Source organism: Gordonia sp. UBA7860, from assembly GCF_002500165.1.
Lineage (GTDB): Bacteria > Actinomycetota > Actinomycetes > Mycobacteriales > Mycobacteriaceae > Gordonia > Gordonia sputi.
Genome location: NZ_DLSO01000064.1, coordinates 1 through 23,676 on the forward strand (window position 1 = coordinate 1; position 23,676 = coordinate 23,676).

The following is a 23,676-nucleotide window of genomic DNA, read 5'->3' on the forward strand; positions in this document are numbered from 1 at the left end:
GATCATGCCGGGCAAGGTCAATCCCGTTCTGCCCGAGGCGGTTACGCAGGTCGCGGCGCAGGTCATCGGCAACGACGCGGCGGTGACCTGGGGCGGCGGGAACGGTGCGTTCGAGCTGAACGTCTACATCCCGATGATGGCGCGCAACGTCCTCGAATCGCTGAAGCTCCTCGCCAACGTGTCTCGGCTGTTCGCCGACCGCTGCATCTCCGGCCTCAAGGCCGATGAGGAGCGCCTGCGGACTCTGGCCGAGAGCTCGCCGTCGATCGTCACGCCGCTCAACTCGGCCATCGGTTACGAGGAGGCCGCGGCCGTCGCGAAGCAGGCCCTCAAGGAGAAGAAAACGATCCGGCAGACCGTTCTCGATCGTGGTCTGGTCCCAGACAAGCTCAGCGAAGAGGAACTCGACAAGCGCCTCGACGTGTTGAAGATGGCCAACCTCGACCACAAGCGCTGAGTCATGACCGATCTCGCGCCCTTCCCCACCGACTGGCAGACGGCGCTCGCGCTCGTGGCGCATCCGGATGATCCGGAGTACGGCATGGCGGCGGCGGTCGCGAAGTGGACGAGCGAAGGCAAACGCGTTGTATACGCACTGGCGTCGAGCGGTGAGCTCGGCATCGAAGGCATGGCGGCAGCCGAGGCCGGTCCGCTTCGAGAAGGCGAACAACGCGCGTCTGCCGCCATCGTCGGCGTCGATGAGGTGGAGTTCTGGGGCTTTCCGGACAGCAACATTCGCAACACTCCTGAGCTCCGCGCCGCGATCGCAGAGACGATCCGACGGGTCGGACCCCAGGTGGTGCTCTCGCTCTACGGCGGAGCCGAGTGGGCGCCGGGTAAACCCAACCAGCGCGATCACATGGAGTTCGCCGCAGCGGTTCTCGATGCGTACGACTCACTCGGCGACGACGCTCCGCGCTGGCTGTTCGAGAACGGTCCACACCCGACGCACGCCGTCGACGTCACCGAGCAAATCGATGTCGCAGTGAATTCCCTTGCGGCACATGAGGTGTACCTAAGGGTTCTCGATCCCGACACACCGGTCGTCGACCAGGCGCGTGCACAGATCGAACTCATGAGCGCGCCGCGCGACGACTTCGGAGGTCGTCGCGCGGCGTGCTTCGAACTCAAGAGGACGCGCACTACTTCGGAGTGACGGCCGAGTCGCCTTCGGGTTCATCGGCCTTCAGTTCATCGGCAATGTCGGCGTCGGCGAGCCGCTCCTGCTCCTCGGTCGACAGGGTCTGAATCGTGCCGATACGCGCAGCGATCTCTGGTCGTGTCACCCGGAGGTAGACGTACCACGCGACGCCCGCTGCGAGTATCGCGAGGTACACGAACGGCAGAATGTTGAATGGAAACTCCGGAACCGGGTAGAGGTTGTTGACGATCACGTAACCGAGCGCCACCACCGCGAGACCCGACACGATCGTACGGAAGGGCGTGAGCGCCTTGATCTTGTACAGCCAGATCGGTGTCGCGATCACCACGAGCAGATAGCTCACCAGGAATCCCCAGTTGGTGACGTATGCACCGTAGACGTCGAACACGGTGCGGCCTGCGGAACTGAAGGTGGCCACAACCGAAAACACCAGTGCCGCAGCACCGACGAACGCGACGCCGACCCACGGGGTGTGGTACCTGGAGTGGACCTTGGCGAACACACGCGGCAGTGCACCCTCGTGCGCGAAGGTGAACAACGACCGTGCTGCCGAACTCGTGACCGCCGTGACGAAGACGATGAAGGCGACGGCGACGGCAGCACTCGTCACCGGTTTCACCCAACCCACACCGGACGAGTCGGCGAGCTGCGGGAGAATCGCCTTGTCTCCGTTGATCCCGTCGAAATGCAGCACCTGCGGATACGTCGCGATGATGTACAGCACACCGATGATCAACACGACACGCAAAAGCGCTTTCGAGATCGACCGGTGCGCGTCACGCGCTTCAGCACCCAGCGACGCAACGCTTTCGAAGCCTGCATAGGCACCGACGGCCGTCACCGCCGCGACGAACGTCGAGCTGTGGCCCAGATTCGACATGCTCCACTGCTCGGCGTCGAAGTGCCACCCGTAGGACACGTAGGCGGCCACGATGATCACCGCGATGGAGATCAGTGCGATGACCTCGAAGACCAACTCGTACTTCGCGGCGAGCGACGCCCCGCGGATGGGTAGGTACACAGCGAGTCCGACGACCAGGAAGACCAGCAGAAGCCGGAACCACGAAGCCTCCGAACCGATTCCGAGTTCGAGAAGGAACGAATCGACGTAGAGCACACCGCCGAGGGTTCCGGTCACCGAGAATCCGACGTAGCCGATCAGCAGACTGAAACCTCCGACGAACGCGAACGCGGGTCCGAGTCCGTTACCGGTGTAGGTTCCCAGCGAGCCGGACGAGACCGTCCGCCGCGCTTGAAAACTGATGGTTGTCGCGAGCAGCAGGGCGATCACCAATCCGATGATTGCCGCCCACGCGGCGCCCTTCCCTGCCGCGGTGTAGAGCGCGAACGGAACGGACGCGACAGCGACGCTCGGTGCCGCAGCGGCGAGGCCCTGCGCGAAGACCTCCCAGGGGCCCAGTGTGTTCGAGCGCAGACCGCCTGGTTGCCCGATGATCGCCGCATCATGTTGGGCGGCTGCACTTTCCGGAGTATGCGGTGGCGCCAGGGGTGTGTGCGCCGCCTCGGGCGGGCGCGTCGACGTCGAGTCTGTGGTCATCTCGATTCCTCTCGGACACCCATCGCCACATACGGCTACCCGGCCGTGGAAACTGGATGTCTCATGTATTGCGCTGTGCGCGAACGGGATTGATCGAGTGAAGTATGCAGGTCGACGACGTCGTTGCCAGCCCTTATTCTCCCTGCGGTTCTATCCCTCTCAACACAGCGGAGCCGACGGCGCTGCTGCACGCAGATGTCCACGCAGAGTGTCGGTCTCGTAGTCGTGGCGGTAGAGGCCACGTCGACGAAGGAGTGGCACCACCTCGTCGGAGATCACCGCGAGACCGTCGATCAGCGCATCGGGTTGCAGATTGAAGCCGTCGATCGCGCCCGCGTTGAACCAGTCGTCGATTCGATCGACCAATTGCTCCGGGGTGCCCACGAATCCGGCGTGGCCCGAACCCGTGTAGCGGGTCTGCCGCAGGTACTCGCGGACCGTCGGATTGGTGCGTCGGATCTGCGCGACGATCGACTCGCGGAAACCGATACTGCCACTGAAGTTCTGGAGGTCGACGGGTCCCGCGAGCACGTCCTCGGGGAACGGGGCGTCGAGGTCGAGTTTCGTCGCGTCGACGCCGATCGCGTGCGACAACCAGCCGACCGAATACCACGCCGGACTTCGATCGTGAAGCTCGTCGTTGCGTCTTCTGGCTTCCTCTTCGGTGCTGCCGAGCGAGACGAGCAACCCGGGCAGGATCTTCACATCGTCGGACGAACGACCGAATGCCGACGCTTTTCGCTTCACGAGACGATAGTGTTCGACAGCCTTGTCGCGCGTCAGCTCTGCGGCGAAGACGCCCTCGGCCACCCGTCCGGCGAGTTCGCGCCCGGCCGCCGACCCACCTGCCTGAAAGAGCACCGGATGCTCACCACGCGACGGTGTGCGCAATCGCCCGTCGACCGAGAAGTGGACTCCCCTGTGCCGAATCTCGCGGCCCGTGTCCGCTGACCCCCACAGTGCACGAACCACATCGACGAACTCACCTGCGCGCTCGTAGCGGTCATCGCGTGGTGGAACGTCGGGTTGCCCGAAGTTTCGGGCCGCAGCGGGTCCTCGAGTGGTCACGATATTCCAGGCCGCTCGACCCTGCGACAGGTAATCGAGCGTCAGCAATCTCTCGGCGAGTTCGACCGGATCGTTGAACGTCGTCGACGCCGTGGACACCAACCCGACCCGCTCCGTCGCAGCTGCGACGTGTGCCCAATTGACCGTCGGCTCCAGGTGCGCCGGATTGGCGTCGTAGGCTGGGTCGCCGAGCGCGGGAGCGTCGGCGAGGAAGACCGCGTCGAGTGTTCCGCGCTCGGCGATCCGACCGATCTCCTCCCAATAGTCGGGCGAGACAAACGATTCCGCGCTCAGTCCGGGGGTCTGCCAGGAGGCGGGCACGTAGCCGAGGACCAGGGCGTTGATGCCCAAAATGACGTGGCCGTCGCGTCGGGTCATGGGGTGTTCCTCTCGGAGTGGAGGTCAGGATGCGACGAGCGGTTCAGGCCGTGCGAATGCCGCGCGACGTGCGACCCTGGGCGGAGCGGGTAGTTCGAGCGCGGCCCGCAGCGACAGACCCGGCGCGATCGGTTGGGAGGTTGCCAGCAGCTTCTCCGCGACACCGGCCAGCGTTTCGGGCGACAAGTCGTCGTCGCGCAACAGAATTCCGGCGACATCGGTCGGCGGCGCTGTCGTCGACGACATCTCACGGACGGCGACGGCCGGACCGACGACGAGGTCGACATCGGTGTTTGCGCGGATCTCGCGCGCGCCGGAGTGGTACGCGGCGATGACCGACGGACCGGTCGCGGGCTCCGGCACCGTCAGCGGCCCAGCGATCCGGTAGGGCTCCTCGAGGTCGGCGAACTGGATCCGATCCGACTCCACGAAGATCCCGGACGCACGGTCGGCGACAACCGACTCGAACGGCCAGGTCTGTTCCAGAACACGTACCGCGTGGGCGATGTCGTCGACGGATACGTCGTCGTGGCTCCACTGGTCACCTGCAGGCACGTAAGGGTCGCGTGGGCCGAGCAGCACGCCGATTCTCCCCCGCGAGAGATGCCCGGCGGATGCGACTCGTCGCGCGAGGTTGTAAGGATGATCGCGGCGCGACGACGCCGTGCACAGGAACCGTGACCGCGGGGCCTTCTTTGCGAGAAAGGTTGTCGCGACGGAGGATTCCAGCGTTATGCGCCGCGGGGCGGCGTCGTCGGCCTCTGTGGCCCCGTGAACGTCGTGGGCCCTGTCGAGCCGATCGATGCCGACGACGGTGAACGCCAGCGGCAGCGAATCCCAGCGCGCGACAAGCGCCCGATCGGCCAGCAGCACGTCCGCCTGCTCGCCGGTCAATCCGACCGCGACGTATGGTGCACTCATCTGTCCTCTCCCCTCAGTTTCCCTGTCCGCCGCGGCCCAATGCCGAGAAGTCGGGGACGGGGTCGACTCCGTTGACCAGCCAGTTGCCCACGATGCGCGCCTTGTAGACCCGTGGATTGTGCGAGGCCAGGGTGCGCGCGTTGCGCCAGTGACGGTCGAGAGCCTTGTCGGTGGACACTCCGGACGCGCCGAGTGCGTCGAAGATCTCGGTGGTGGCCGCTAGCGCGGCGTCGATGATGGTCAGTTGCGCGTGGTCGGTGGCGAGCTGGGCCTCGGTGACGCGAGCCCTGCGGAGGTCGAGGTCTCCGGCGGCGTGTGCCTCGGCGATACGATCGAGCGTCCTACCCACCTCACGCAGCGCGGCGTCTGCCGCATGGGCCCGCGCCGACACGCCGCCGATGACTGCCAGCAACTGAGGATCGTTGGCGGGCACCGGGTCCAGTCCCTGCGGATAGTTGCGCTTGCGCGCCCGGAGCGCCTCGATTCCGTCGCGCAGGGATGCGTGGATGATTCCGGTGAGCACTGCGAGGATCGCCACCTGGTAGAAGTGGCCCTGGTAGACAAAGCGTTCGGTGATATCGAAGACGTTGTCGGGCTCGGCCGGCACGTCGACGTAACGTGCACTCCCGCTGGCGGTTGTCTGTTGCCCGAATCCCGTCCAGTCGTCGACGAGTTCGACACCGGGATCGTCTCGGCGCACGAGCGCGGTGAGCAGCCCGCCGTCGTCGGACTTGCCGATCACATCGAGCCAATCGGCGAAAAGGCTCCCGGTGGCGTAGAACTTGGCCCCGCTGACGAAGTAGCGTTCGTCGTCACCCCGTCTGACGGTTGTCGCGATTGTTGCGTACGTACCGTTGTTCGCCTCGGTCCAACCCCCACCGACGAATTCGCCCGTGAGGAAACGCTCGATCCACCGATCGTTGCCCGCTGACTGCGGCGCGTTGAGTCGATCCTCCACAAACGCCAGATGATTGCGGAATACGTGCGCAATGTTCGCGTCCGCGGCGGCCAGTCTCGACAGCAGCAGAAAGGTCTGCTCCAGCGAGGCGCCCAGACCGTCGAACTCCACAGGAATCCTGATGCGGCCCAGTCCCTCTCGGACCAGGTCCGCAACCTCGTCGTAGCCGAATGAACGGTCGTGTTCGCGCGCGACGTTGGAGGCCGCGATGCGCTCGAATGCCGGCGCAAAGCGCTCGACGAGCTGGTCGTAGTCGGCGGTTGGCTCGCGCAGATAGGTTGTCCAACCCTCGATCTCACGGTCGGACGGCGCGTGTGTGGTGGTCTCGGTCATCGGGAGATCCTTCCTGTCGGCGACAGTGGCCGACACATGACATACGGGTTGCGTGCGGCGAGGCCAGAACACAGTCTCGTCAGAAGACAGTGCCTGCGAAGGGCAGCGCACCGGTGGCGAACAGACCGTCGAGTCGGTCGACAGCCGATGCGGCAGACACGTCGACGCGGCCGACGTCTGCCAGCGACCGCCACCGCGTGCCGCCGAGATACGCTGCGGCGAGCGTCGCCACGTCGGTCGTTGCGTCGGCCTTGCCCGTCACGCGTTCGGTGCCCTTGGGTCCGATCTCGAACACCGCATTGTTGCGCTCGATGAGCGGATCGACGACCTCGAGCCGTACCGGATCATCGATCCGGTATGTCCGTGCACGAAAGGCTGATTCGACGTCGACGAGCCGCAGCCATGTTTCGTCGTGTGCTGTGCCCAGCCGGACTGCACGCGGGTCGGTGACGGCCAGCGGCAGCGAATCGTCCAGTGCGACAGCGGGCTGTTCGATCACATCGACGAGGTCGAGTGTCGACAGGTGACGCCACAACGCTGCCCACGCGGTCGGCCCCGAAGCCACGAAGTCGACGACGGTGATCGTCTTGGCGTCGCTACTGAACCAATGGTCGGGGTCCTCCGGCTTGTAGACGACATAGCCGTCGTCTACTCCATCGGAGCTGTGCACGGCGACGTAATGCTGCACTGGCGAGGCGTCGCGTCGTAGTTGTTGCAGTCGCCACCAGCCTGCCGGGCGGTCGATGGCACCGACCCAGGTTGCGGCGCGCCCGTAGATGTCGGCCAGCAGCTCCGTCGTGACCGCGTCGTCGACGAGTCGCACGTTGCTGTCACCACCGGGCACGGTGTCGCGCAGCCTCGCTCGGTGCGCGTCGATGGTCACGGCCCGACTCGAACTCGCGATCCCGTAGCCGAAGCGTTCGTAGATCACGGCCTCGGACGCACGAAGCGTCGCAACGACCTCTCCCCGGTCGGCGATGTCTTGTAGTTGACGCTCGATGAGCCCGGTGACGATTCCCCGACGACGGTGCGTCGGCAGCACGCCGACGTGCGTGACGGCCGCGTGGGGAACGCGTGCACCGCCCGGCACGACGAGCTGACTCGAGTACGAGTCCGCGCCCGCAACGATGACATCGGAGTCGAATGCGCCCAGATACCGACCCTGCTCGGTGATGGTCGCGGCGTCGAGTTGTCCGAAGCGAAGCCCGACCATCGACCGCAGGAACACCCGGAAGGCCGCATTGACCTCGTCCGGGCCGGACAGCGGTCGGATGGTGACACTCATCGGTGCCACGTCCGCTGATGATCGCGGTGGGTTGCCAGGTAGGCCCCCGGCCCGAAGTGATGGTCGTAGAAGTCGGTGTCGATGTGTTGTGCCTGAAGGTAATTGAGGATGTGCACCGTCGGCACAGTGCCCGGGATCTTCCCGAAGGTGTCGTCGACGTACGCGATCTGCTCGGTGAGCAGTCGAACGAAGTCGTCGTCGTGGCGCGCCGCCGACCCGCGGACGCGTGGGTTGTCACTCCAGGGGCCGGGAGTGTCCGGGTGAAAGGGCCCACCGGGACCGAACTTTCGCTCCGTAAACCGTGCTACGGCCTCGGCGGCGTCCGTGACGTGCGGGCGCGACAGAGTCTCGAACACACCGGGGAGTCCCGTCGGATTCGGTAGGGCCCAACGGTCGTCGGTCTGCACCTCGAAGCCGAGTCCTGGCACTGCGGGATCGCCCGACGCCCCGAGGATCGACAGCCGGTCGATCCCGTCGAAGGTCCACCCACCGAGTCCCAACGCTCCGAGCACGAGGTGACCGTTGTAGGCGGCGGTGATCAGCTCCGCGCTCGCCTCCGCGAGTGTGTACTGCTCGACGAACGACAGCGGGAACGGGTCCCCGGCGTGACGCAGCGACGAGTCTGTGCCACCGGGGATTGCGCGTTCGCTGATGTCGTCGTACAGCCCGTAGCCGTTCTGGAGGAAGAACGCGACGTTGGCGATGAAGTGCTGCGCCAGGTCGGCGATCGGAATGACGAGCAGCGAACCCGGATGATTGGCGATCCAGGTGTTGTGGCCCTCGAGGTAGGGCTCTTCGCGCGGGAGGTAGATACGCTCGTCGGAGAGCTTGCGGTACCGACCAACCGTCTCCGCGAGCCACGCCTCGATGTCGGTATCGGACGCCGACCCGTCCTCTGGCAGTTCACCGTGGGGTTCCGCGTCGCGACTCGACAAGAAGTAGGTACCCGAGTCGTCGGTGAAGAAGAACTCGGTGGTGTGAAACCCGGCCGCGGACGGGAATGTTCGGCCCGTTGCGGTGCCCGAGTAGTTCGGCAGCGCCGGCGCGTATCCGGGGTGGTGGCTGATCCCGAAGTTCCAGCCGGTCACTCCGGTGACAGCGGCGAGCACGATCGCGCGCTCAGTGTCGCTGAGCGGCTGAACCGGTTTGTCACTGGCGAAAGCCAGTTCTCCCGAGGGGATTTCACCGCCGACCGGGAAACGGCGTGATCGGCGGCCGGTGATCGCCCCGAGCAGTGGGAAGCTGCTGAGGTCGGCAAGCGCTCCGCTTGTGCTCGTCGAGCACAAAAGCGGCTGCGGCAGTTGAGGTCATGCGCTCACTCCCGTCAACGCGTGATCGACGACGTGGCGGCCGACGTGATCGGCCACCGCGCGGTGGGCTGTCTCGTTGAGCACGTCGTGCGCGGCGTCGTCGATGATCTCGACGCGAAGTCCCGGCAGTCGGTCCTGCCAGGCGAGCACGCCGGTCACCGGAGCGATCTGATCTTCCGAACCATGCACTGCGAGAACGGGTGTCGACAACGTCGACACTTGCTCGTCGAGCCTGGCCCACGCGGGTTCGAAGAGGGCCTTCAAGACCTTCACGACGTCGGCGCCGGTGAACGCCAGCGGATCGTTGGCCAATTCGTCGCGATAGAACGGATCGGCCGACAGCGCATCGAGCTCGAGTTCAACACTGCCGCCATCCTCGGCCACCGAACTCAGCCACGGTAGCGGCGACAACGGGGCACCCGAGATCACCACACTGGAGTACCTCGACGGCTGATCGAGCGCCGCGAACAGTGCACCGAGACTGCCGAGCGAGTGTCCGCTGATCGCGATCGGGAGCTCGGGCGAGTGTGCCGTGACGAGATCGGTCAGGGCTTGCGCGTTGTGCACCACGGCGTCGTACGATCCGACGTCGCCACGCTCACCGTCGGACAACCCGTGGCCCTGCTGGTCCAGCGCCCATAGTTCGACGCCGTGCGCTGCCAGCTCCGCGGCGTAGCGGTGGTAGAGACCCGAGTGCTCACCGAATCCGTGCAGAAGTATCAGCGCGGCAGTCGGCGCGGTGTTGGTGGGCCAGTGCCGGTAGAAGATCCGACCCTGCGCGCCGTCGAAGAAGGGCATGATTGACTCCTGTTGTGGGCATGTGATGCGCCCGAGAAGCATCGCGCACCACCACATTTCACGACAGGCTTTGAACCATTGGGATTTTGAGCCCACGACCGCACCCCTGGACGTGTGTCATATCGAAGGACGTGGGTGCTGCAGCACCCACGTCCTTCGATTCAACACATATTCAGCGGGCGGCCACCGCCGCGGTTGCGCTATTTGGACCCGAGCAGAGTCGGAATCAGGTTGACCAGTTGCGTCAACAGATCACTCAGCCCCTTGTCGCCCAGGATGTCTGACACTCCCGGCAGACTCGGCGTCGCGGGCGCGTTCGGCGTCGTTCCCGACGGCGCACTAGTCGACGGCCCGTCGCCCGTGGGTGCGGCGGCGTTGACGCCGATGGTGATCTTGGGGTGCTTGGCAGGGTCGAGCCACGCGAGGATCTTGCGCATCACGTCGCGATCGATGGCAACGCAGCCCTGAGTCGGCTCACCGTTGGTGACGTGGAGGAACATCGCCGACGCCTTGCCCGGGGTGCGCTGCGGGTTGTGCGCGATGTTGACCGCGTAGTCGTACACCGGACCTGCGTCGTAGAGGTTCTCACTGTCGCCGCCGGGACTGTTCGCCTGGCGGACGTGGGTGTTGTAGGTCGGAGACTTCATGTTGGAGTCCCACCAGTCCTGACGCGTCGCCTGGAAGTACGGCATCTTGGTGCCCGGGTTCGCCTGCCTACCGAATGCCTGGTCCAGCGCGAAGGTGCCCTCGGGCGTGCGATAGACGTTGTCCTTGGGCTCCCCCATTCCCAGCGAACCCAGGAACGCCTTGGTCGGCCCGAACACGGGCTTCCACGACTTGTCCGCACCCTTCTCGAACGCGGTGAGCGTCGCGGTGGGGTCGGACGCCTTCGGCGCCGTGACCACGATCATCTGGCCGGTGTCCGACGCCGTGGTACCCGGCTTCGACGATCCGTTACCCGCGAGAGTGTCGAGGATTCCGTCGACCTGCGGGATACCGAGGGAGGGCAACGTCGGCGTTCCCGTGCGGGGTGTCGTGGGTGATGTCGGAGCGGGCGATGTCGGAGTTGTCGAGGTTCCCGGCGCGGCCAATGCCTGGCCGGCACCGGCAACGATTGCAGCCATCACCGCAATCGCTACAAGTCCCAACAGTCTCATTTGCCTCATCAGTAACTTCTGCACCACTCAAGTGTGACAAATGGCAAGACGGCGTGAGTCTCAGGGGCATCACGGTGCTGCACTGATCGGATGACAGAGCAGCAAAAACTGCTACTTGAACATGAACTCAGCCTCATCTATTGTCTTCTGGTGATGCAGCGCACACCGACCGCCGTCGGCGACTGCTCACACACTTCGAAGGGACATCAGATGAGCACTGTCAACACCGTCACGGGCCCCGTGGACTCGGGCGACCTGGGCCCGACTCTCATCCACGAGCACATCTTCGTCCTCGGCGAGGAGTACCGGGAGAACTATCAGGACGACTGGGACGAGGACCGCAGGATCGCCGACGCCGTGCGCGATCTGCGCGAGCTCAAAGGGCTTGGAATCGACACCATCTTCGACCCGACGGTGCTCGGCCTCGGCCGCTACATCCCCCGGATCAAGAAGATCGCCGACCAGGTCGACCTGAACATCGTGGTGGCGACGGGCCTCTACACCTACAACGACATTCCCTTCCAGTTCCACTACACCGGCCCAGGACTGCTATTCGACGTCGACGAGCCGCTGGTGAACCTCTTCGTCCGCGACCTCACGAAGGGCATCGCCGACACCGACGTGCAGGCTTCGTTCCTCAAGTGCGCCATCGAAGAGCAGGGACTGACACCCGGCGTCGAACGCGTGATGCGGGCCGTTGGCCAGGCACACGTTCAGACCGGTGCACCGATCACCGTGCACACCAACCCGCACACCGGCTCGGGCCTTGTCGCGCAGCGCGTTCTGCGCGAGGAGGGCGTCGACCTGAGCAAGGTCGTCATCGGACACTCCGGAGACTCGACCGACCTCGACTACCTCATGAAGCTCGCCGACGACGGATCGATCCTTGGCATGGACCGCTTCGGACTCGACGTGCTGCTGCCCTTCGACGACCGCATCAACACCATCGTCGAACTGGCCAAACGCGGTTACGCCGATCGGATGGGACTTGCCCACGACGCGTCGTGCTTCATCGACTGGTTCGATCCCGAGGCCAAGAAGCAGGCGGTCCCGAACTGGAACTACCGCCACATCAGCGAGGACGTGCTGCCCGCGCTGCGTGAACGGGGTGTGAGCGACGCCGACATCACCACCATGCTCGTCGACGTCCCGCGCCGCTACTTCGAGTGACCACCACGCGCCCGGGGCGACTACCGCCCCGGGCGCATGCAGCTCCACAACCCTTCTGTCATAAGGAATTCTCATGGCCAACCCCGTAGCCGCCCTGTGGAAGGGTGCCGACACCTACCCCGACCGCATTGCGGTACGCAGCGGCGACCGCATCCTGCATTACGGCGACCTGCGTGCTCGAATCGCTCGCAGCGCAGCGCGTTTCGCGGCCTTGGGAGTCTCTCCCGGTGACCGAGTACTGCTTGTTGCGCCGTCGATTCCCGAGTTCGTCATCGCCTACTACGGACTCCATACGATCGGCGCAACCATCATCACGGTCAACACGATGTCGACCACCCACGAGATCGACTACGTGGTCGACGATTCCGGGACCTCATTGATCGTCGCGTGGCACGAGTCGGCAGCCGCGGCCGACCTGGTCGCCACGAACCGTGGCCTTCCGTTCGTGGAACTGAAGCCGTTCGAGGATGATCCGGCCGCAGACGCGCCGTCGGTCGATGCCTATGTCGAGCGCAACGACCACGACACCGCGGTGATCCTGTACACCTCCGGAACCACCGGGAAGCCCAAGGGCGCTCAACTGAGCATCGCCAACGTCAACGCTGCGCCTATCGCGTTCCGCCCGGCACTGCGTCTCGGCGACGAAGAGCGTTGGGCCACAGCACTTCCCCTGTTCCACTGCTTCGGCCAGGTCGTCGTGATGCACAACTCACTCACCTGGGGCGGCAGCCTGTCGCTGCTGTCACCCTTCGCGCCCGTCGAGTTCATGAACCGCATCCGCGACGAGCATGTCACCATCGCCTGTGGCGTGCCGACGATGTGGAATGCGATGTTGCAGAACGCATCCGGATATTCGTCAGATGATTTCGTCGACCTGCGACTGGCGTGCTCGGGCGGGGCGTCGATGCCGGGTGAGGTCATTCGTGCGTTCGCCGACAAGTTCGGCTGCGCGATCCTTGAAGGCTACGGCCTCACCGAGACCGCGGGCACCGCGACCTTCCGCGACCTCGACGGCGAACCGAAGGTCGGAACAGTCGGACCGGCGTTGCCGGGCTTCACCATCGAGATCCGCGATCCCGATGGCACACCACTCGCCGCCGACGAGGTCGGTGAGATCTTCCTCAAGGGGCCGACGGTGATGACGGGCTATTGGAACCGCCCCGAGGCCACCGCATCCGAGCTCGTCGACGGGTGGCTGCGCACGGGTGACATCGGCGCGATGGACGCCGACGGTGACCTCCGGATCATCGACCGCGCAAAGGATCTCATCATCCGCGGCGGCTACAACGTCTACCCGAGAGAAGTCGAAGAGGTGCTCTACACGCACCCGGACATCGTCGAGGTCGCCGTCATCGGAGTGCCCGACGACCACTACGGCGAGGAGATCGCCGCGGTCATCGCGTTGCGGCCGGACGCCGTGCTCGACACCGATTCGTTCCGCGGCTGGGCGAAAGAACGACTCAGCGCCTACAAGGTCCCGCGGATCGTCCACGTCGTCGATGCACTGCCGAAAGGCGCGACCGGAAAGATCCTCAAGCGCGCGATCGACCGCGACTCGCTGCGCCAACTCAGCTCGACGGGTACTGGTTCACCGCAACCTCGATGAGGTTACCGTCGGGAACCTCATCGCCCGATGTCATGAACCGTGCGAGAGGGCCGTCCGGGTGATCAGGCGCGCGACGCCGAACCCGGACGGCGAAGGCCGATCGCGTTGACCCACAGGCGGGTGGCGGTGTCGACCATCGCGTCGACGTCATGCGGCTCGCCACCGACGATGAACGCCTGGTAGGCCATCCGCGACACCATGCCCGACAACGCCGCGGCCGCTGCCGTCGCATCGAGTTCTGGGTCGGCGATGCCTCGTTCCTGCAATTCCTGGATGTGGCGCGCATTGCGTTCGACGAACACGTGGCTCCGCTGGCGCCGCTTCTCACGGAACTCCGCCATCGTCGACGACACCTGCTCGAGCACGAGACGCAGTCCGGCGTTGCGCCGATACGCCTCGAAATAGGCCCGGTTGGCGGCGGCGAGGATCTCGGTGGGGTCGTCGTCGGAACCCGGCTCCACGTGCGGGAAGCCCGGATGCAGCATGTCCTGGTGCGCCTCGGCGAGGACGGCGTCGAGGATCTCTTCCTTGCTGTCGAAGTAGGTGTAGAACGACCCGATCGAGCACTGGGCCTCAGTGGTGATGTCGGTGAGCCGTGAGTCGGCGAATCCGTCGCGCTCGAAGACCGTGCGCGCCGCAGACACCAGAGCGGCCCGCGTTCTCTCTCCGCGAGCGGTCAGGGGTTTGCGCACCGCGCTCGGGGCAGCCGAAACCGACGGCACCTCGAGCGCGGTGTCATGCGCGGCGGTGTCGTCGGTTTCGGTACTCATCTGGGTCTCCTCGGCAATCTCGGGCCTCAGGTCGCTGCCGGCCGGGCGGTCTGATCGATCAACGGTATCCGGTCACGCCAATCCTGCCTCGTCGGCCATCTCGCTCGCCTTGTCGACGAAGCGGTTGACCAACTCTGCGGCAGGGGCGCCGACGACGGCGCGGTTGGTCGGGTCGTCCTGAATTCGACGCACGACTCCCTCGATGATGATGGCGACCTTCCACAACCCCAGCGTCCGCCAGTACTTGAGCGCCTCTGGGTCGCGTCCGGTGATCCGGAGATAGTCGGCTGCCACGTCGGCCGGGGTTGGGAAACCCTCCATGGTCTCTGCGCTGAATCGTCCGGGGATCTCCTCCCCAACCTCAGGCCAGTACGCCAGGGTGCTGCCGATGTCGGCGAGCGGATCGCCGAGCGTCGACAGCTCCCAGTCGAGAGCAGCCTGCACGTCGCCGGTCTTCGGGTCGACCATCACGTTGCGGATGTGGAAGTCGCCGTGCACCAACGACGTCTCGTGCTGCTCCGGGACGTTCTCGGCGAGCCTGCGGGTCAGCGAATCCACCTCGGGGATCTCTCGCGTCTTCGAGTTCTCCCACTGCGCGGCCCACCGCTTGAGTTGGCGCTGCGCGTACGGCTTATGGCTGGCGAGATCGGTGAGCCCGGTCGCATCGAGATCGACCGCGTGAATGTGCGCGAGCGTCTCCATCATCGACGTCCCGACGTTACGGCGCGCGGGCAGGGGAAGAAGCTCCGCATTCTCCTTCTTCTCCAGCGAGATCCCGTCGACGAAGTCCATGACGACGACCGGCACCGGAGCCACCGCTTCGTCGGTGCACACGCCGTACACCTCGGGTACGGGCACATCCGTCGGTGCGAGCGCCGACAGAATGCGCGCCTCGCGCGCCACGTCGTGGGCCGACGCGAGCAGGTGCCCGACGGGAGGCCGGCGCAGGACAAAGCGCCGACCCGATCCGTCGGTGAGTAGATACGTCAGGTTCGACTGTCCGCCACCGATTCTCGTCGCCGTGACCTGGCCGTCGAGGCCGATGCCGTTGTCCGACAACCACGTGAGCAAAGCATCGGTATCGACGTCGGGAATGGCGAGATCAGTCACCGATGCACTCACCACCGCGCGGCCAGAGCCTGATCCGAAACGCCTGCAACGGTTTCCGGAACCGGTCCGGTGCGGTACGGGCGCAATTCACGACGCGCGATCGAGCGCTTGTGCACCTCGTCGGGACCGTCGGCGAGTCGCAACGTCCGAATGTGTGCGTAGGCCATGGCGAGGGGGAAGTCGTCGGTCACACCCGCGCCGCCGTACACCTGGATCGCACGGTCGATGATCTTGAGCGCGACGTTGGGCGCGGCAACCTTGATAGCCGCAATCTCGGTGGCGGCGGCCTTGTTTCCGACGGTGTCCATCATGTCGGCGGCCTTCAGGGTGAGCAGACGCACCATCTCGATGTCGATGCGCGACTCCGCGATCCAGTCCTGGATGTTCGCGCGATCGGCCAGCGGCTCACCATAGGTCACTCGGGACGCGGCACGCGCACACATCAATTCCAGTGCGCGCTCGGCCATTCCGATGGTCCGCATGCAGTGGTGGATGCGGCCGGGTCCCAGGCGAGCCTGTGCGATGGCGAAGCCTTCGCCCTCACCCTTGAGAACGTCGGCCGCGGGCACGCGGACGTTGTCGAAGACAAGTTCTCCGTGGCTCTCTCGATCGACGTATCCGAAGACGGGCAGGTTGCGCACGATGGTGACGCCCGGAGCGTCGGTGGGTACGACCATCATCGACTGCTGCTTGTGCGTCGGCGCGGTCGGGTCGGTCTTGCCCATCACGATGAGCACCTTGCAGTCGGGACGAACCGCGTTGGACGCGAACCACTTACGCCCGTTGAGCACGTACTCGTCGCCGTCACGCACCATCGAGAGCTCGATATTGGTTGCATCCGAACTCGCAACAGCGGGTTCCGTCATGGCGAAGGCCGACGAGATCTCACCGTTGAGCAGCGGCTTGAGGTAGCGCTCCTTGTGCTCGTCGGTACCGAAGAGCGTGAGCACCTCCATGTTGCCCGTGTCGGGTGCGTTGCAGTTGAACACCTCCGACGACCAGACGACGCGACCCATGATCTCGGCGAGCGGCGCGTACTCGAGGTTGCTCAGGCCCGGTCCCCACTCCTTGTGCGGATGGAACAAGTTCCACAGCCCCTCCGCCCGCGCCTTCTCCTTGAGCTGGTCGAGGATCTGCGGGTTGGCGTGCGGATTGTCGAGCTCGCGCATCTGCTGCTCGTACACCGCCTCGTTGGGATAGATGTACTGGTCCATGAAGTCGAGCAGGCGCTGGCGGTATTCCGCTGCGCGCGGCGACATCTCGTACAGACTCATGAAATTCTCCTTGTGGTGTGAGGCTTTCGGAAGAACAGGTGTGTCACGCGTTGGTGAGCTGATCGCGGAGCGTGTTCTGGTACCGACGCATCCCGCGCAACCAGCGGTCATAGTCGGCACCCTTGTTGCGGTACATGTCGAGTACTTCGGGGTGCGGCAGGATCAGGAAATGCTCGTCGGCGATGGCTGCAAGCACTACCTCGGCCACCTCGGACGGCGTGAGCACCCGGCCGGCGGTCTCGACGGCGGCCTGCATCAGCATTTCGTCACTGTTGTCCGGCGACGTCGGCGGACGGAGCAGCGCGGTGTCGACGCCCATCGGGCACAGACAGCTCACCTTGACGCCGTCATCGCCGTAGGTGACGTTGAGCCATTCGGAGAAGGCGACGGCGGCGTGTTTGGTGGTGGAGTAGATGGCCGACCCGAGCTGGGTCAGCAGACCTGCCGCCGACGCCGTCGAGATGAAGTAGCCGTTGCCGCGCTCGACCCATTCGGGAACGAGGCGACGCGCCGCGCGAACGTGCGCGAGCAGGTTGACGTTGAGCGCCACGTCCCAGTCGGCATCCGACGCCGACAGTCCCGGCCGACCTCCGATGCCCGCGTTCGCGACGTAGATGTCGACAGCACCGAACCGGCTCTCCGCAAGCGCGATGGTCGCATCGATGTGCGTCGACGAACCCGCATTCCCGGCCAGCGTCGCCACGTTCTCGCCACTCGGATCAATCTCGGCCGCTGCGCGCTCGAGCGCTTCGTCGTCGAGGTCGGTGGCAACGACCCTGGCCCCACCCGCGACGAGCGCACGCGTGATGGCGGCACCGATACCGCCGGCCGCGCCTGTGACGATCGCAACATTTCCGTCGATGTTCATAGACGAAACCGTACTTGAACCCAATTTCAGGTTCAAGTACGGTGTGGATCTTTTTTCGATTCGGTCTAGGCTCCCCGACCCCGGTCAGCCCAGCATCTTCACCATCGAACTCGAGTCCTCGCCGCTGCGACGAAGGATCACCGCGGAGATCGCGAGTACTGCCAGCGTGAGCGCCAACATCAGCGTTGACATCGCGGCGACCTCCGGGCGAAGCGCGACGCGCACGTTGGAGAACACGTAGACCGGCCACGGCGTGTACCCCGGCTGCTGCACGAACGTCGAGATCACCACGTCGTCGAGACTGAAGGTGAACGCCAGCAGCATGCCCGCGATGATGCCCGGCATGGCCGCCGGCAGGATCACGTGGCGCAGTCGCTCGAGTGGCGGAGCATAGAGATCGGCGGCAGCCTCCTCGAGCGCGGGATCGAGCGACGCGACTCGCGCCCGGACGATGAATGTCACCACGACCATCGACACCACCGCATGCGAGATCACGAGCCGGAAGAGTCCGTTGTTGAACGGGCTCAGGCCACCGTCGACACCGAGGGTGACGTACCACGGCAGGAAGGCGACGGCGTCGGCGATATCGGGGGTGACGAGCGTGACGGTGAGCAACCCCAACAGGCCGATCGACCACCATCGCGGCCGACGCGAGATGCCGATTCCGATACCGGCGAACCCACCGAGCACCGTTGCCAACAGTGCGGAGAGCACGCCCACCTCCAGCGACACCTGCACCGAACGCACGATGGTGTCGTTGGTGACGGCGTCGGAGTACGCGGTGAAGCCGAACGAGTCGAACTGTTGCAGCAGACGGCCGGTGTTGAACGAATAGACCACGATCACCGCGATCGGGAGGAACAGGAACAGGTAGACGATCACCGCCCACGCCTTGATCGCGAAGGTGTACCAATCACGCTGCGTCCGCAGGGGTTTCATCGTCAACGGCGCCAACGGGCCTGACTTCTCCCCCGTCGTATCCACCGCGGGCACGTTGAATACGCGCCTGTCGAGCAGTGTGACGACGGCTCGCACCACCACGCCCGCGATCACCACACAGATGAGCACGACGAGCATCAGCGACACCGTCATCGCCGAACCCAATGCCCAGTTCTGCGCGGTCTCGAACTGCGCGGCGATCATCTGACCCGCCATGGTGCCCTTCGCCCCACCGAGCACCGACGGCGTCACGTAGTCGCCCATCAGCGGGATGAACACCAGGAGCACGCCCGACGCGATACCGGGTGCCGCAAGTGGCAACGTGATCCGGAAGAACGTCGTCCATCGGTTGGCGCCCAGGTCACGGCTGGCCTCCCGGAGCGAGAGTCCGGCCCGGTCCATCGCGACGTAGAGCGGGAAGATCATCAGCGGCAGGTAGTTGTAGACGACGCCGATCTGGACGGCGGCACGCGTGTAGAGGATGCCGAGTTCGCCGAATCCCGCGCTCTGCATCGCGCTCGACAACCAACCCGACGGCGCGAGGGTGATCTGCCAGCCGATCGTGCGGACGAGGAAATTGGTGAAGAAAGGCACGATGATCAACGCGAGATACAACGGTCGACGTCGCGGATTGCTCTTCACCGCAAGCCAATACGCGAAGGGAATGCCGATCAGCAGAGTGAGCAGCACGCCGACGATCGCGATCTGCAGCGTGTTGGTGAAGGTCGAGCGATAGTCCGCGCCGAACGCCTCGCCGTAGTTGTCGAGGGACAGCCGGTCGGTCGCGTAAGTGGTGAACTGGTCGGGCTTGTAACCGAAGCTGTACCAAACGACAAGCGCGAGTGGGATGACGAAGAAGAAGACCAAATACGCCCATGCGGGAAAGGTCAGCCCTCCGGCTCCGAAGAGTCGTTGCCGCAGTGGCGGTTTGGGGGTGTCCGAAGCGGGGTCGGGTTGGTGGTTTCCGGTCTGTGAAGGCGTCAGGATGTCGGTGGTCATCGGGCGCTCCTCGCCTGCATCTGATTGAGGATCTCAGTGCGTTCCTGGGTGGCGGAGTCGACGGTCGCGACGACCAGCCGGTCGACGATCTCGTCCGAGGGGAACAGCAGTTCCGGGTAGGGTAGATCCGCTGCCTTACCCTTCTCTGCCATGCCCTTCACACCCGTCTGATATCCGATGTACTGGAGTTCGCGGAACGACACCTCGGGATCGAGCATGTGGTTGATGAACGCGTACGCGGCCCCCGGATGTTGGGTGCCCCGCACGATCGCGAAGTTGTCGGTGAACAGATTCGCGGTCGGCAACGGATAGACGAATCCCCACCTATCGGGGTCGCTTTCGTTCATCAAGGTCAGCCGGGCGTCGCCGTTCCATGCCTGCAGCAGGCTGTACGAACCGCCGGACACGATGGACGTGATCGACGAGTTGTAGCCCTGGATGGTCGGGGCGAGTTGGTTTACCAAGATGTTGCGCGCGGCCGACAGGCTTTTGGCATCGGTGGTGTTGGGGTCGATGTTCATCGCGCCCATCGCGATCGAGACGACCTCCCACGGGTCTTCGACCACGCTGACCTTGCCCTTGGCAGGCCCCCGCGCGAGACTGATGAAGTCGGCCCACGACGTCGGTGTCTTGTCGGTCAGCGACTTCAGATACATGAAACCCGTTGTGCCCCAGTTCTTACAGGCGCCGTGGCGAGACTGTGGATTCCACGGCGGATTGAAGAACCGCTCTTCCAGATTCGCGAGATTGGGGATGCGGGAGTGGTCGAGTTCGTCGAGGAGTCCGTGCGCGACCATCTGCGGGATGTAGACCCCGGTCGGCACCACGACGTCGTAACCCGAGGTTCCGCGTGCCGCAGCGAGTTTCGCGATCATCTCTTCGTTGGAGCCGAAGGCGTCGACCTGCAGGCGCACCCCGAACTTGTCGCGGTAGGCGTCGAGATCGGCGGGGTCCTCGTAGTCGCCCCAACTGTAGTAGTTCAGCTGACCCTCGACGTCGTCCGAGAGAGGTTTCGACGGTGCGATGGTCTTGTCGCCACCGCACGCCGTCACCGCGAGACCCGCGACCGTGACGCCGATACCGGCCAGAAAGCTCCGTCGGGTGATGCGAGAGACCGCTGCCCTGGGAACGAGCGCGCGCACCGTCGTCGACTCGGTGTCCATGTCGTGCTGAGCTCTCATTTGGTGAACACCCGCGTATCCGCCTGCGAGAACGTGCATGTGACGCGTTGACCCTCATGGAGATCCGGGAAGTTGCGGGTTGCGCCACGTACCAGCACCTCGGTATCCGCGTCGGTGGTGACGACGACCTGGGTGGAGTCGCCGAGGAACGAGACGCCTGCCGCAGTCCCGGAGACGACGTTGTCCGCTGCGTCGATGTCGGACTGTCCGTCGGCGAACCAAATCGCCTCCGGACGGATCGCGATGACGAGATCGCCGCTGAGACCGTCGAGATCGTCTGCGACGGCGAATGGTCCGTCGGTGGTGGGCAGTCGTCCGTCTTTCAGCGCGCCGGTGACGTCGAAGAACGTCTGCTTGCCGACGAAATCGGCGACGAAGCGATTGACCGGCTTGGCATAGATGTCCTTGCCGTCACCGACCTGCGCGACGCGCCCCTCGCTCATGACGACGATGCGGTCGCTCATCGACAACGCCTCCTCCTGGTCGTGCGTCACGAACACGAAGGTGGTGCCCAGATCCTTTTGCAGCAGTTTGAGTTCGATCTGCATCTCCTCGCGAAGCTTGCGGTCGAGTGCACTCATCGGCTCGTCGAGCAGCAGGACGTCGGGCCGGTTGGCGAGCGCTCGTGCGAGCGCGACGCGCTGCTGCTGTCCACCCGACAGCATGGCGGGCTTACGGTCGGCGAACCGCGTCATCTGCACCAGTTCGAGGGCCTCGGCGACACGCTGGCCGATCTCCTTCTTCGCGACTTTGCGTTGCCGCAGACCGAATCCGACGTTTTGCGCGACGGGCATGTGCGGGAACAGCGCGTAGGACTGGAACACCGTATTCACGGGTCGACGCTCCGGCGGAACGTTGACGATCGACGCGCCGTCGAGCGTGATCTCGCCCTTCGTCGGACGCTCGAAGCCCGCGAGCATGCGCAGCAGCGTCGTCTTGCCGCAGCCGGAAGGCCCGAGGAGTGAGACGAATTCGCCTGCGGCGACGTCGAGATCGATGTCGGTCACCGCGACGTGGCCGTTGTCGTAGATCTTGGTCACGCCGTGCATCGAGATGGCGCCGCGCTGCGCGGCGCTCACCTCCGTCTGCTTCGTGGCTTCGACTGCGGTCATGGGTTGGTCCTCTCATAAACGATCTCACCGTCGGCGACGGTCAGGTCGGCTCTGGTACACCAAAGCGAATCTGGTTGCTCTGCAAAGGGATTACGGTCTGCGATGACCAGGTCTGCGCGTGTTCCCGGTTGAATCGTCCCGACCTGGCCCCGCCTGTTCAGGCGCGCCGACCCGCTGGTGTACGCGGCGAGAGCCGTGGTCAGGTCGAGGGCTTGCGCGGGGAGAAGGGGTTCGACGTCCTCTCCGGGTGGGATGCGGTTGACCGCAACCGAGATCGCGGCCCAGGGATCGGGGGTGCTCACCGCCCAGTCACTGCCCATCGCGAGTGATGCACCCGACCGTGCGAGCGACCCGAACGGGTAGTGCCACTGATAACGCTCGTCGCCGATCGCGGACCGCACCAACGTCACCATCGAGTCGTCGTTGCACGCCCAGAGCGCCTGCATGTTGACGGTCACGCCGAGTTGAACAAAACGGCCCAGGTCTTCAGGGCGAACCAATTGCAGGTGGGCGATGTGGTGTCGGCCGGCTGTGAGGCCATTCGCGACCCGCGCGGACTCGACCGCATCGAGCGCCGCGGTCACGGCGGCGTCGCCGATCGCGTGGAAGTGGATGTCGAGCCCAGCGGCGTCGCACGCGATGACCGCTTCGGTCAGCACCTTTTGGTCGAAGTAGCTCAGCCCGGTGTCGGCGGGCGCGCACGCGCAGTCGTGCCTCGTCGCCTCATCCCCGCAGTAGGGCTCCGACATCGCCGCGGTGCGGTTCTCCACGACACCGTCGACCATGATCTTCACCGAATGCATGCTCCAGCGTTGACCGGCGGTGCTCGCCCGACGTGTCGCGAAGCCCGTGACGACGTCGTCGATGGCCCGGCGGTCGAGGTCTCTCGGCAGCCACGACGCACCGACGACGTCCGCGGTGAGGTCACCCGACTCCTCTGCGGCGGAGTACACCGAGTCGAGGTCGGCCATGCCGGGGTACTCACCGACGATGGCTTCCTGCCACCCTGTGATGCCGAGCGAATGGAGGTACTCCTGAGCGGTGAGCAGGCCCGCGTATTGCTCGTCGACGTCGGGCTGCGGCACGAGCCGGGAGACGAGATCCATCGCGCCCTCATGCAACGTCCCGGTGGGTGATCCGTCTGCTGCTCGCTCGATGCGCCCGTCCGACGGGTCCGGCGTCGTGGCGTCGATTCCTGCGAGTTCGAGGGCTCGCGAGTTGACCCAGGCGTCGTGGTGATCGCGATTGAGCAGGAACGCCGGTCGGTCAGCGACGACGGCGTCGAGTGCGCTCGCGGTAGGGCAGCCACGATCGAAGTGACTCATCGTCCAGCCCGAGCCGACGATCCACTGCCGGTCGGTGGCGCGTGCGTATGCGGCGATCGCGTCGAGGGTTTGCGCGGCGTCGTCGGCGTCGGTCAGGTCGCATGCGTTGCGATCCACGCCCGCTGACAGCGCATGGATGTGAGCATCGGTGAATCCCGGGTGCAGGAGCCGTCCACCCAGGTCGACGCGCTCGGCCCACGGGATCTGAGCCACGACACGCTCAACGGCGCCGACCGCGACCACTCGCCCGGAGCGAACGCCGACCGCTATGTCGTCGTGAAGTCGATGCCCGTCGAAGACCGGACCCGAATGGAAAACGGTGTCCGGAAGCGGTACTGCCACGAGCGTTGCGATCCTTCCGTGCCGGCAGCCGGGGCCGACGGCCTCACGACCG

The 23,676-nt window shown here is 65.1% G+C and carries 19 protein-coding genes and 1 pseudogene; 4 read left to right on the forward strand and 16 right to left on the reverse strand.

Annotated elements, in window-relative coordinates; genetic code table 11:
- Positions 1 to 457, forward strand: a pseudogene (locus tag B3T59_RS08890) (lyase family protein); the annotation flags it as partial.
- Positions 458 to 460: 3 nt separating this feature from the next.
- Entirely contained in the window at positions 461 to 1,156 is a 696-nt protein-coding gene (locus B3T59_RS08895; RefSeq protein WP_287002040.1) for a PIG-L deacetylase family protein, read from the forward strand.
- Here B3T59_RS08895 and B3T59_RS08900 read toward each other — a convergent pair.
- From B3T59_RS08900 to B3T59_RS08935, 8 genes are all read right to left on the reverse strand, one after another.
- Positions 1,143 to 2,720, reverse strand: a complete 1,578-nt coding sequence (locus B3T59_RS08900; protein ID WP_313318110.1) for an APC family permease — start codon at positions 2,718 to 2,720, stop codon at positions 1,143 to 1,145. The two genes, B3T59_RS08895 and B3T59_RS08900, sit on opposite strands and share 14 nt — an antisense overlap.
- Positions 2,721 to 2,879: 159 nt before the next feature.
- Positions 2,880 to 4,166, reverse strand: a complete 1,287-nt coding sequence (locus tag B3T59_RS08905; RefSeq protein WP_287002041.1) for an LLM class flavin-dependent oxidoreductase — start codon at positions 4,164 to 4,166, stop codon at positions 2,880 to 2,882.
- Between the two features lie 24 nt (positions 4,167 to 4,190).
- Complete coding sequence (locus tag B3T59_RS08910; RefSeq protein WP_287002042.1) at positions 4,191 to 5,087, reverse strand: N5,N10-methylene tetrahydromethanopterin reductase; 897 nt, start codon at positions 5,085 to 5,087, stop codon at positions 4,191 to 4,193.
- A gap of 13 nt (positions 5,088 to 5,100) precedes the next feature.
- The gene (locus tag B3T59_RS08915) at positions 5,101 to 6,378 is read right to left on the reverse strand and encodes an acyl-CoA dehydrogenase family protein (protein ID WP_251723121.1); all 1,278 of its coding nucleotides are present in this window, start codon (positions 6,376 to 6,378) and stop codon (positions 5,101 to 5,103) included.
- 79 nt (positions 6,379 to 6,457) lie between these two features.
- Positions 6,458 to 7,663, reverse strand: coding sequence for a GNAT family N-acetyltransferase (locus tag B3T59_RS08920; RefSeq protein ID WP_287002043.1), 1,206 nt, complete (start codon positions 7,661 to 7,663; stop codon positions 6,458 to 6,460).
- Positions 7,660 to 8,964 (reverse strand): hypothetical protein, encoded by a 1,305-nt coding sequence (locus B3T59_RS08925; RefSeq protein ID WP_376782650.1) that lies wholly within the window; start codon positions 8,962 to 8,964, stop codon positions 7,660 to 7,662. Before B3T59_RS08925 ends, B3T59_RS08920 begins: the two co-directional genes overlap by 4 nt.
- A 6-nt stretch (positions 8,965 to 8,970) precedes the next feature.
- Positions 8,971 to 9,771, reverse strand: coding sequence for an alpha/beta fold hydrolase (locus B3T59_RS08930; RefSeq protein ID WP_287002045.1), 801 nt, complete (start codon positions 9,769 to 9,771; stop codon positions 8,971 to 8,973).
- A gap of 200 nt (positions 9,772 to 9,971) precedes the next feature.
- Positions 9,972 to 10,928 carry a L,D-transpeptidase family protein gene (locus B3T59_RS08935; RefSeq protein ID WP_064862242.1) on the reverse strand — a complete coding sequence of 319 codons (957 nt, stop codon included), beginning with the start codon at positions 10,926 to 10,928 and terminating at the stop codon, positions 9,972 to 9,974.
- A gap of 210 nt (positions 10,929 to 11,138) precedes the next feature.
- On the opposite strand from B3T59_RS08935, the gene B3T59_RS08940 reads away from it, so the two are divergent.
- A complete protein-coding gene (locus B3T59_RS08940; RefSeq protein WP_251723126.1) occupies positions 11,139 to 12,098 on the forward strand; it encodes a phosphotriesterase family protein in 960 nt (319 codons plus the stop codon).
- A gap of 73 nt (positions 12,099 to 12,171) precedes the next feature.
- Positions 12,172 to 13,704: an AMP-binding protein gene (locus B3T59_RS08945; RefSeq protein WP_251723127.1), complete on the forward strand. Its 1,533-nt coding sequence runs from the start codon at positions 12,172 to 12,174 to the stop codon at positions 13,702 to 13,704.
- A gap of 62 nt (positions 13,705 to 13,766) precedes the next feature.
- Here B3T59_RS08945 and B3T59_RS08950 read toward each other — a convergent pair whose 3' ends face one another.
- The 8 genes from B3T59_RS08950 to B3T59_RS08985 all read right to left on the reverse strand — a co-directional run bounded on the left by B3T59_RS08950 (position 13,767) and on the right by B3T59_RS08985 (position 23,624).
- Positions 13,767 to 14,474 (reverse strand): TetR/AcrR family transcriptional regulator, encoded by a 708-nt coding sequence (locus tag B3T59_RS08950; RefSeq protein ID WP_064862240.1) that lies wholly within the window; start codon positions 14,472 to 14,474, stop codon positions 13,767 to 13,769.
- Positions 14,475 to 14,546: 72 nt separating this feature from the next.
- Positions 14,547 to 15,584 carry a phosphotransferase family protein gene (locus tag B3T59_RS08955; protein ID WP_231894984.1) on the reverse strand — a complete coding sequence of 346 codons (1,038 nt, stop codon included), beginning with the start codon at positions 15,582 to 15,584 and terminating at the stop codon, positions 14,547 to 14,549.
- Between the two features lie 8 nt (positions 15,585 to 15,592).
- Positions 15,593 to 16,858, reverse strand: a complete 1,266-nt coding sequence (locus B3T59_RS08960) for an acyl-CoA dehydrogenase family protein (RefSeq protein ID WP_005202013.1) — start codon at positions 16,856 to 16,858, stop codon at positions 15,593 to 15,595.
- 43 nt (positions 16,859 to 16,901) lie between these two features.
- Positions 16,902 to 17,726 (reverse strand): SDR family oxidoreductase, encoded by an 825-nt coding sequence (locus B3T59_RS08965; protein ID WP_064862238.1) that lies wholly within the window; start codon positions 17,724 to 17,726, stop codon positions 16,902 to 16,904.
- 84 nt (positions 17,727 to 17,810) lie between these two features.
- Positions 17,811 to 19,664: an ABC transporter permease subunit gene (locus B3T59_RS08970; RefSeq protein ID WP_064862237.1), complete on the reverse strand. Its 1,854-nt coding sequence runs from the start codon at positions 19,662 to 19,664 to the stop codon at positions 17,811 to 17,813.
- Positions 19,661 to 20,845 (reverse strand): polyamine ABC transporter substrate-binding protein, encoded by a 1,185-nt coding sequence (locus B3T59_RS08975; protein WP_064862236.1) that lies wholly within the window; start codon positions 20,843 to 20,845, stop codon positions 19,661 to 19,663. The genes B3T59_RS08970 and B3T59_RS08975 overlap by 4 nt, the downstream gene beginning before the upstream one ends.
- On the reverse strand, positions 20,842 to 21,957 hold the full coding sequence (locus B3T59_RS08980) for an ABC transporter ATP-binding protein (RefSeq protein ID WP_287002046.1): 1,116 nt from the start codon (positions 21,955 to 21,957) through the stop codon (positions 20,842 to 20,844). The genes B3T59_RS08975 and B3T59_RS08980 overlap by 4 nt, the downstream gene beginning before the upstream one ends.
- Complete coding sequence (locus B3T59_RS08985) at positions 21,954 to 23,624, reverse strand: amidohydrolase (protein WP_287002047.1); 1,671 nt, start codon at positions 23,622 to 23,624, stop codon at positions 21,954 to 21,956. The genes B3T59_RS08980 and B3T59_RS08985 overlap by 4 nt, the downstream gene beginning before the upstream one ends.
- Between the last annotated feature and the right edge of the window lie 52 nt (positions 23,625 to 23,676).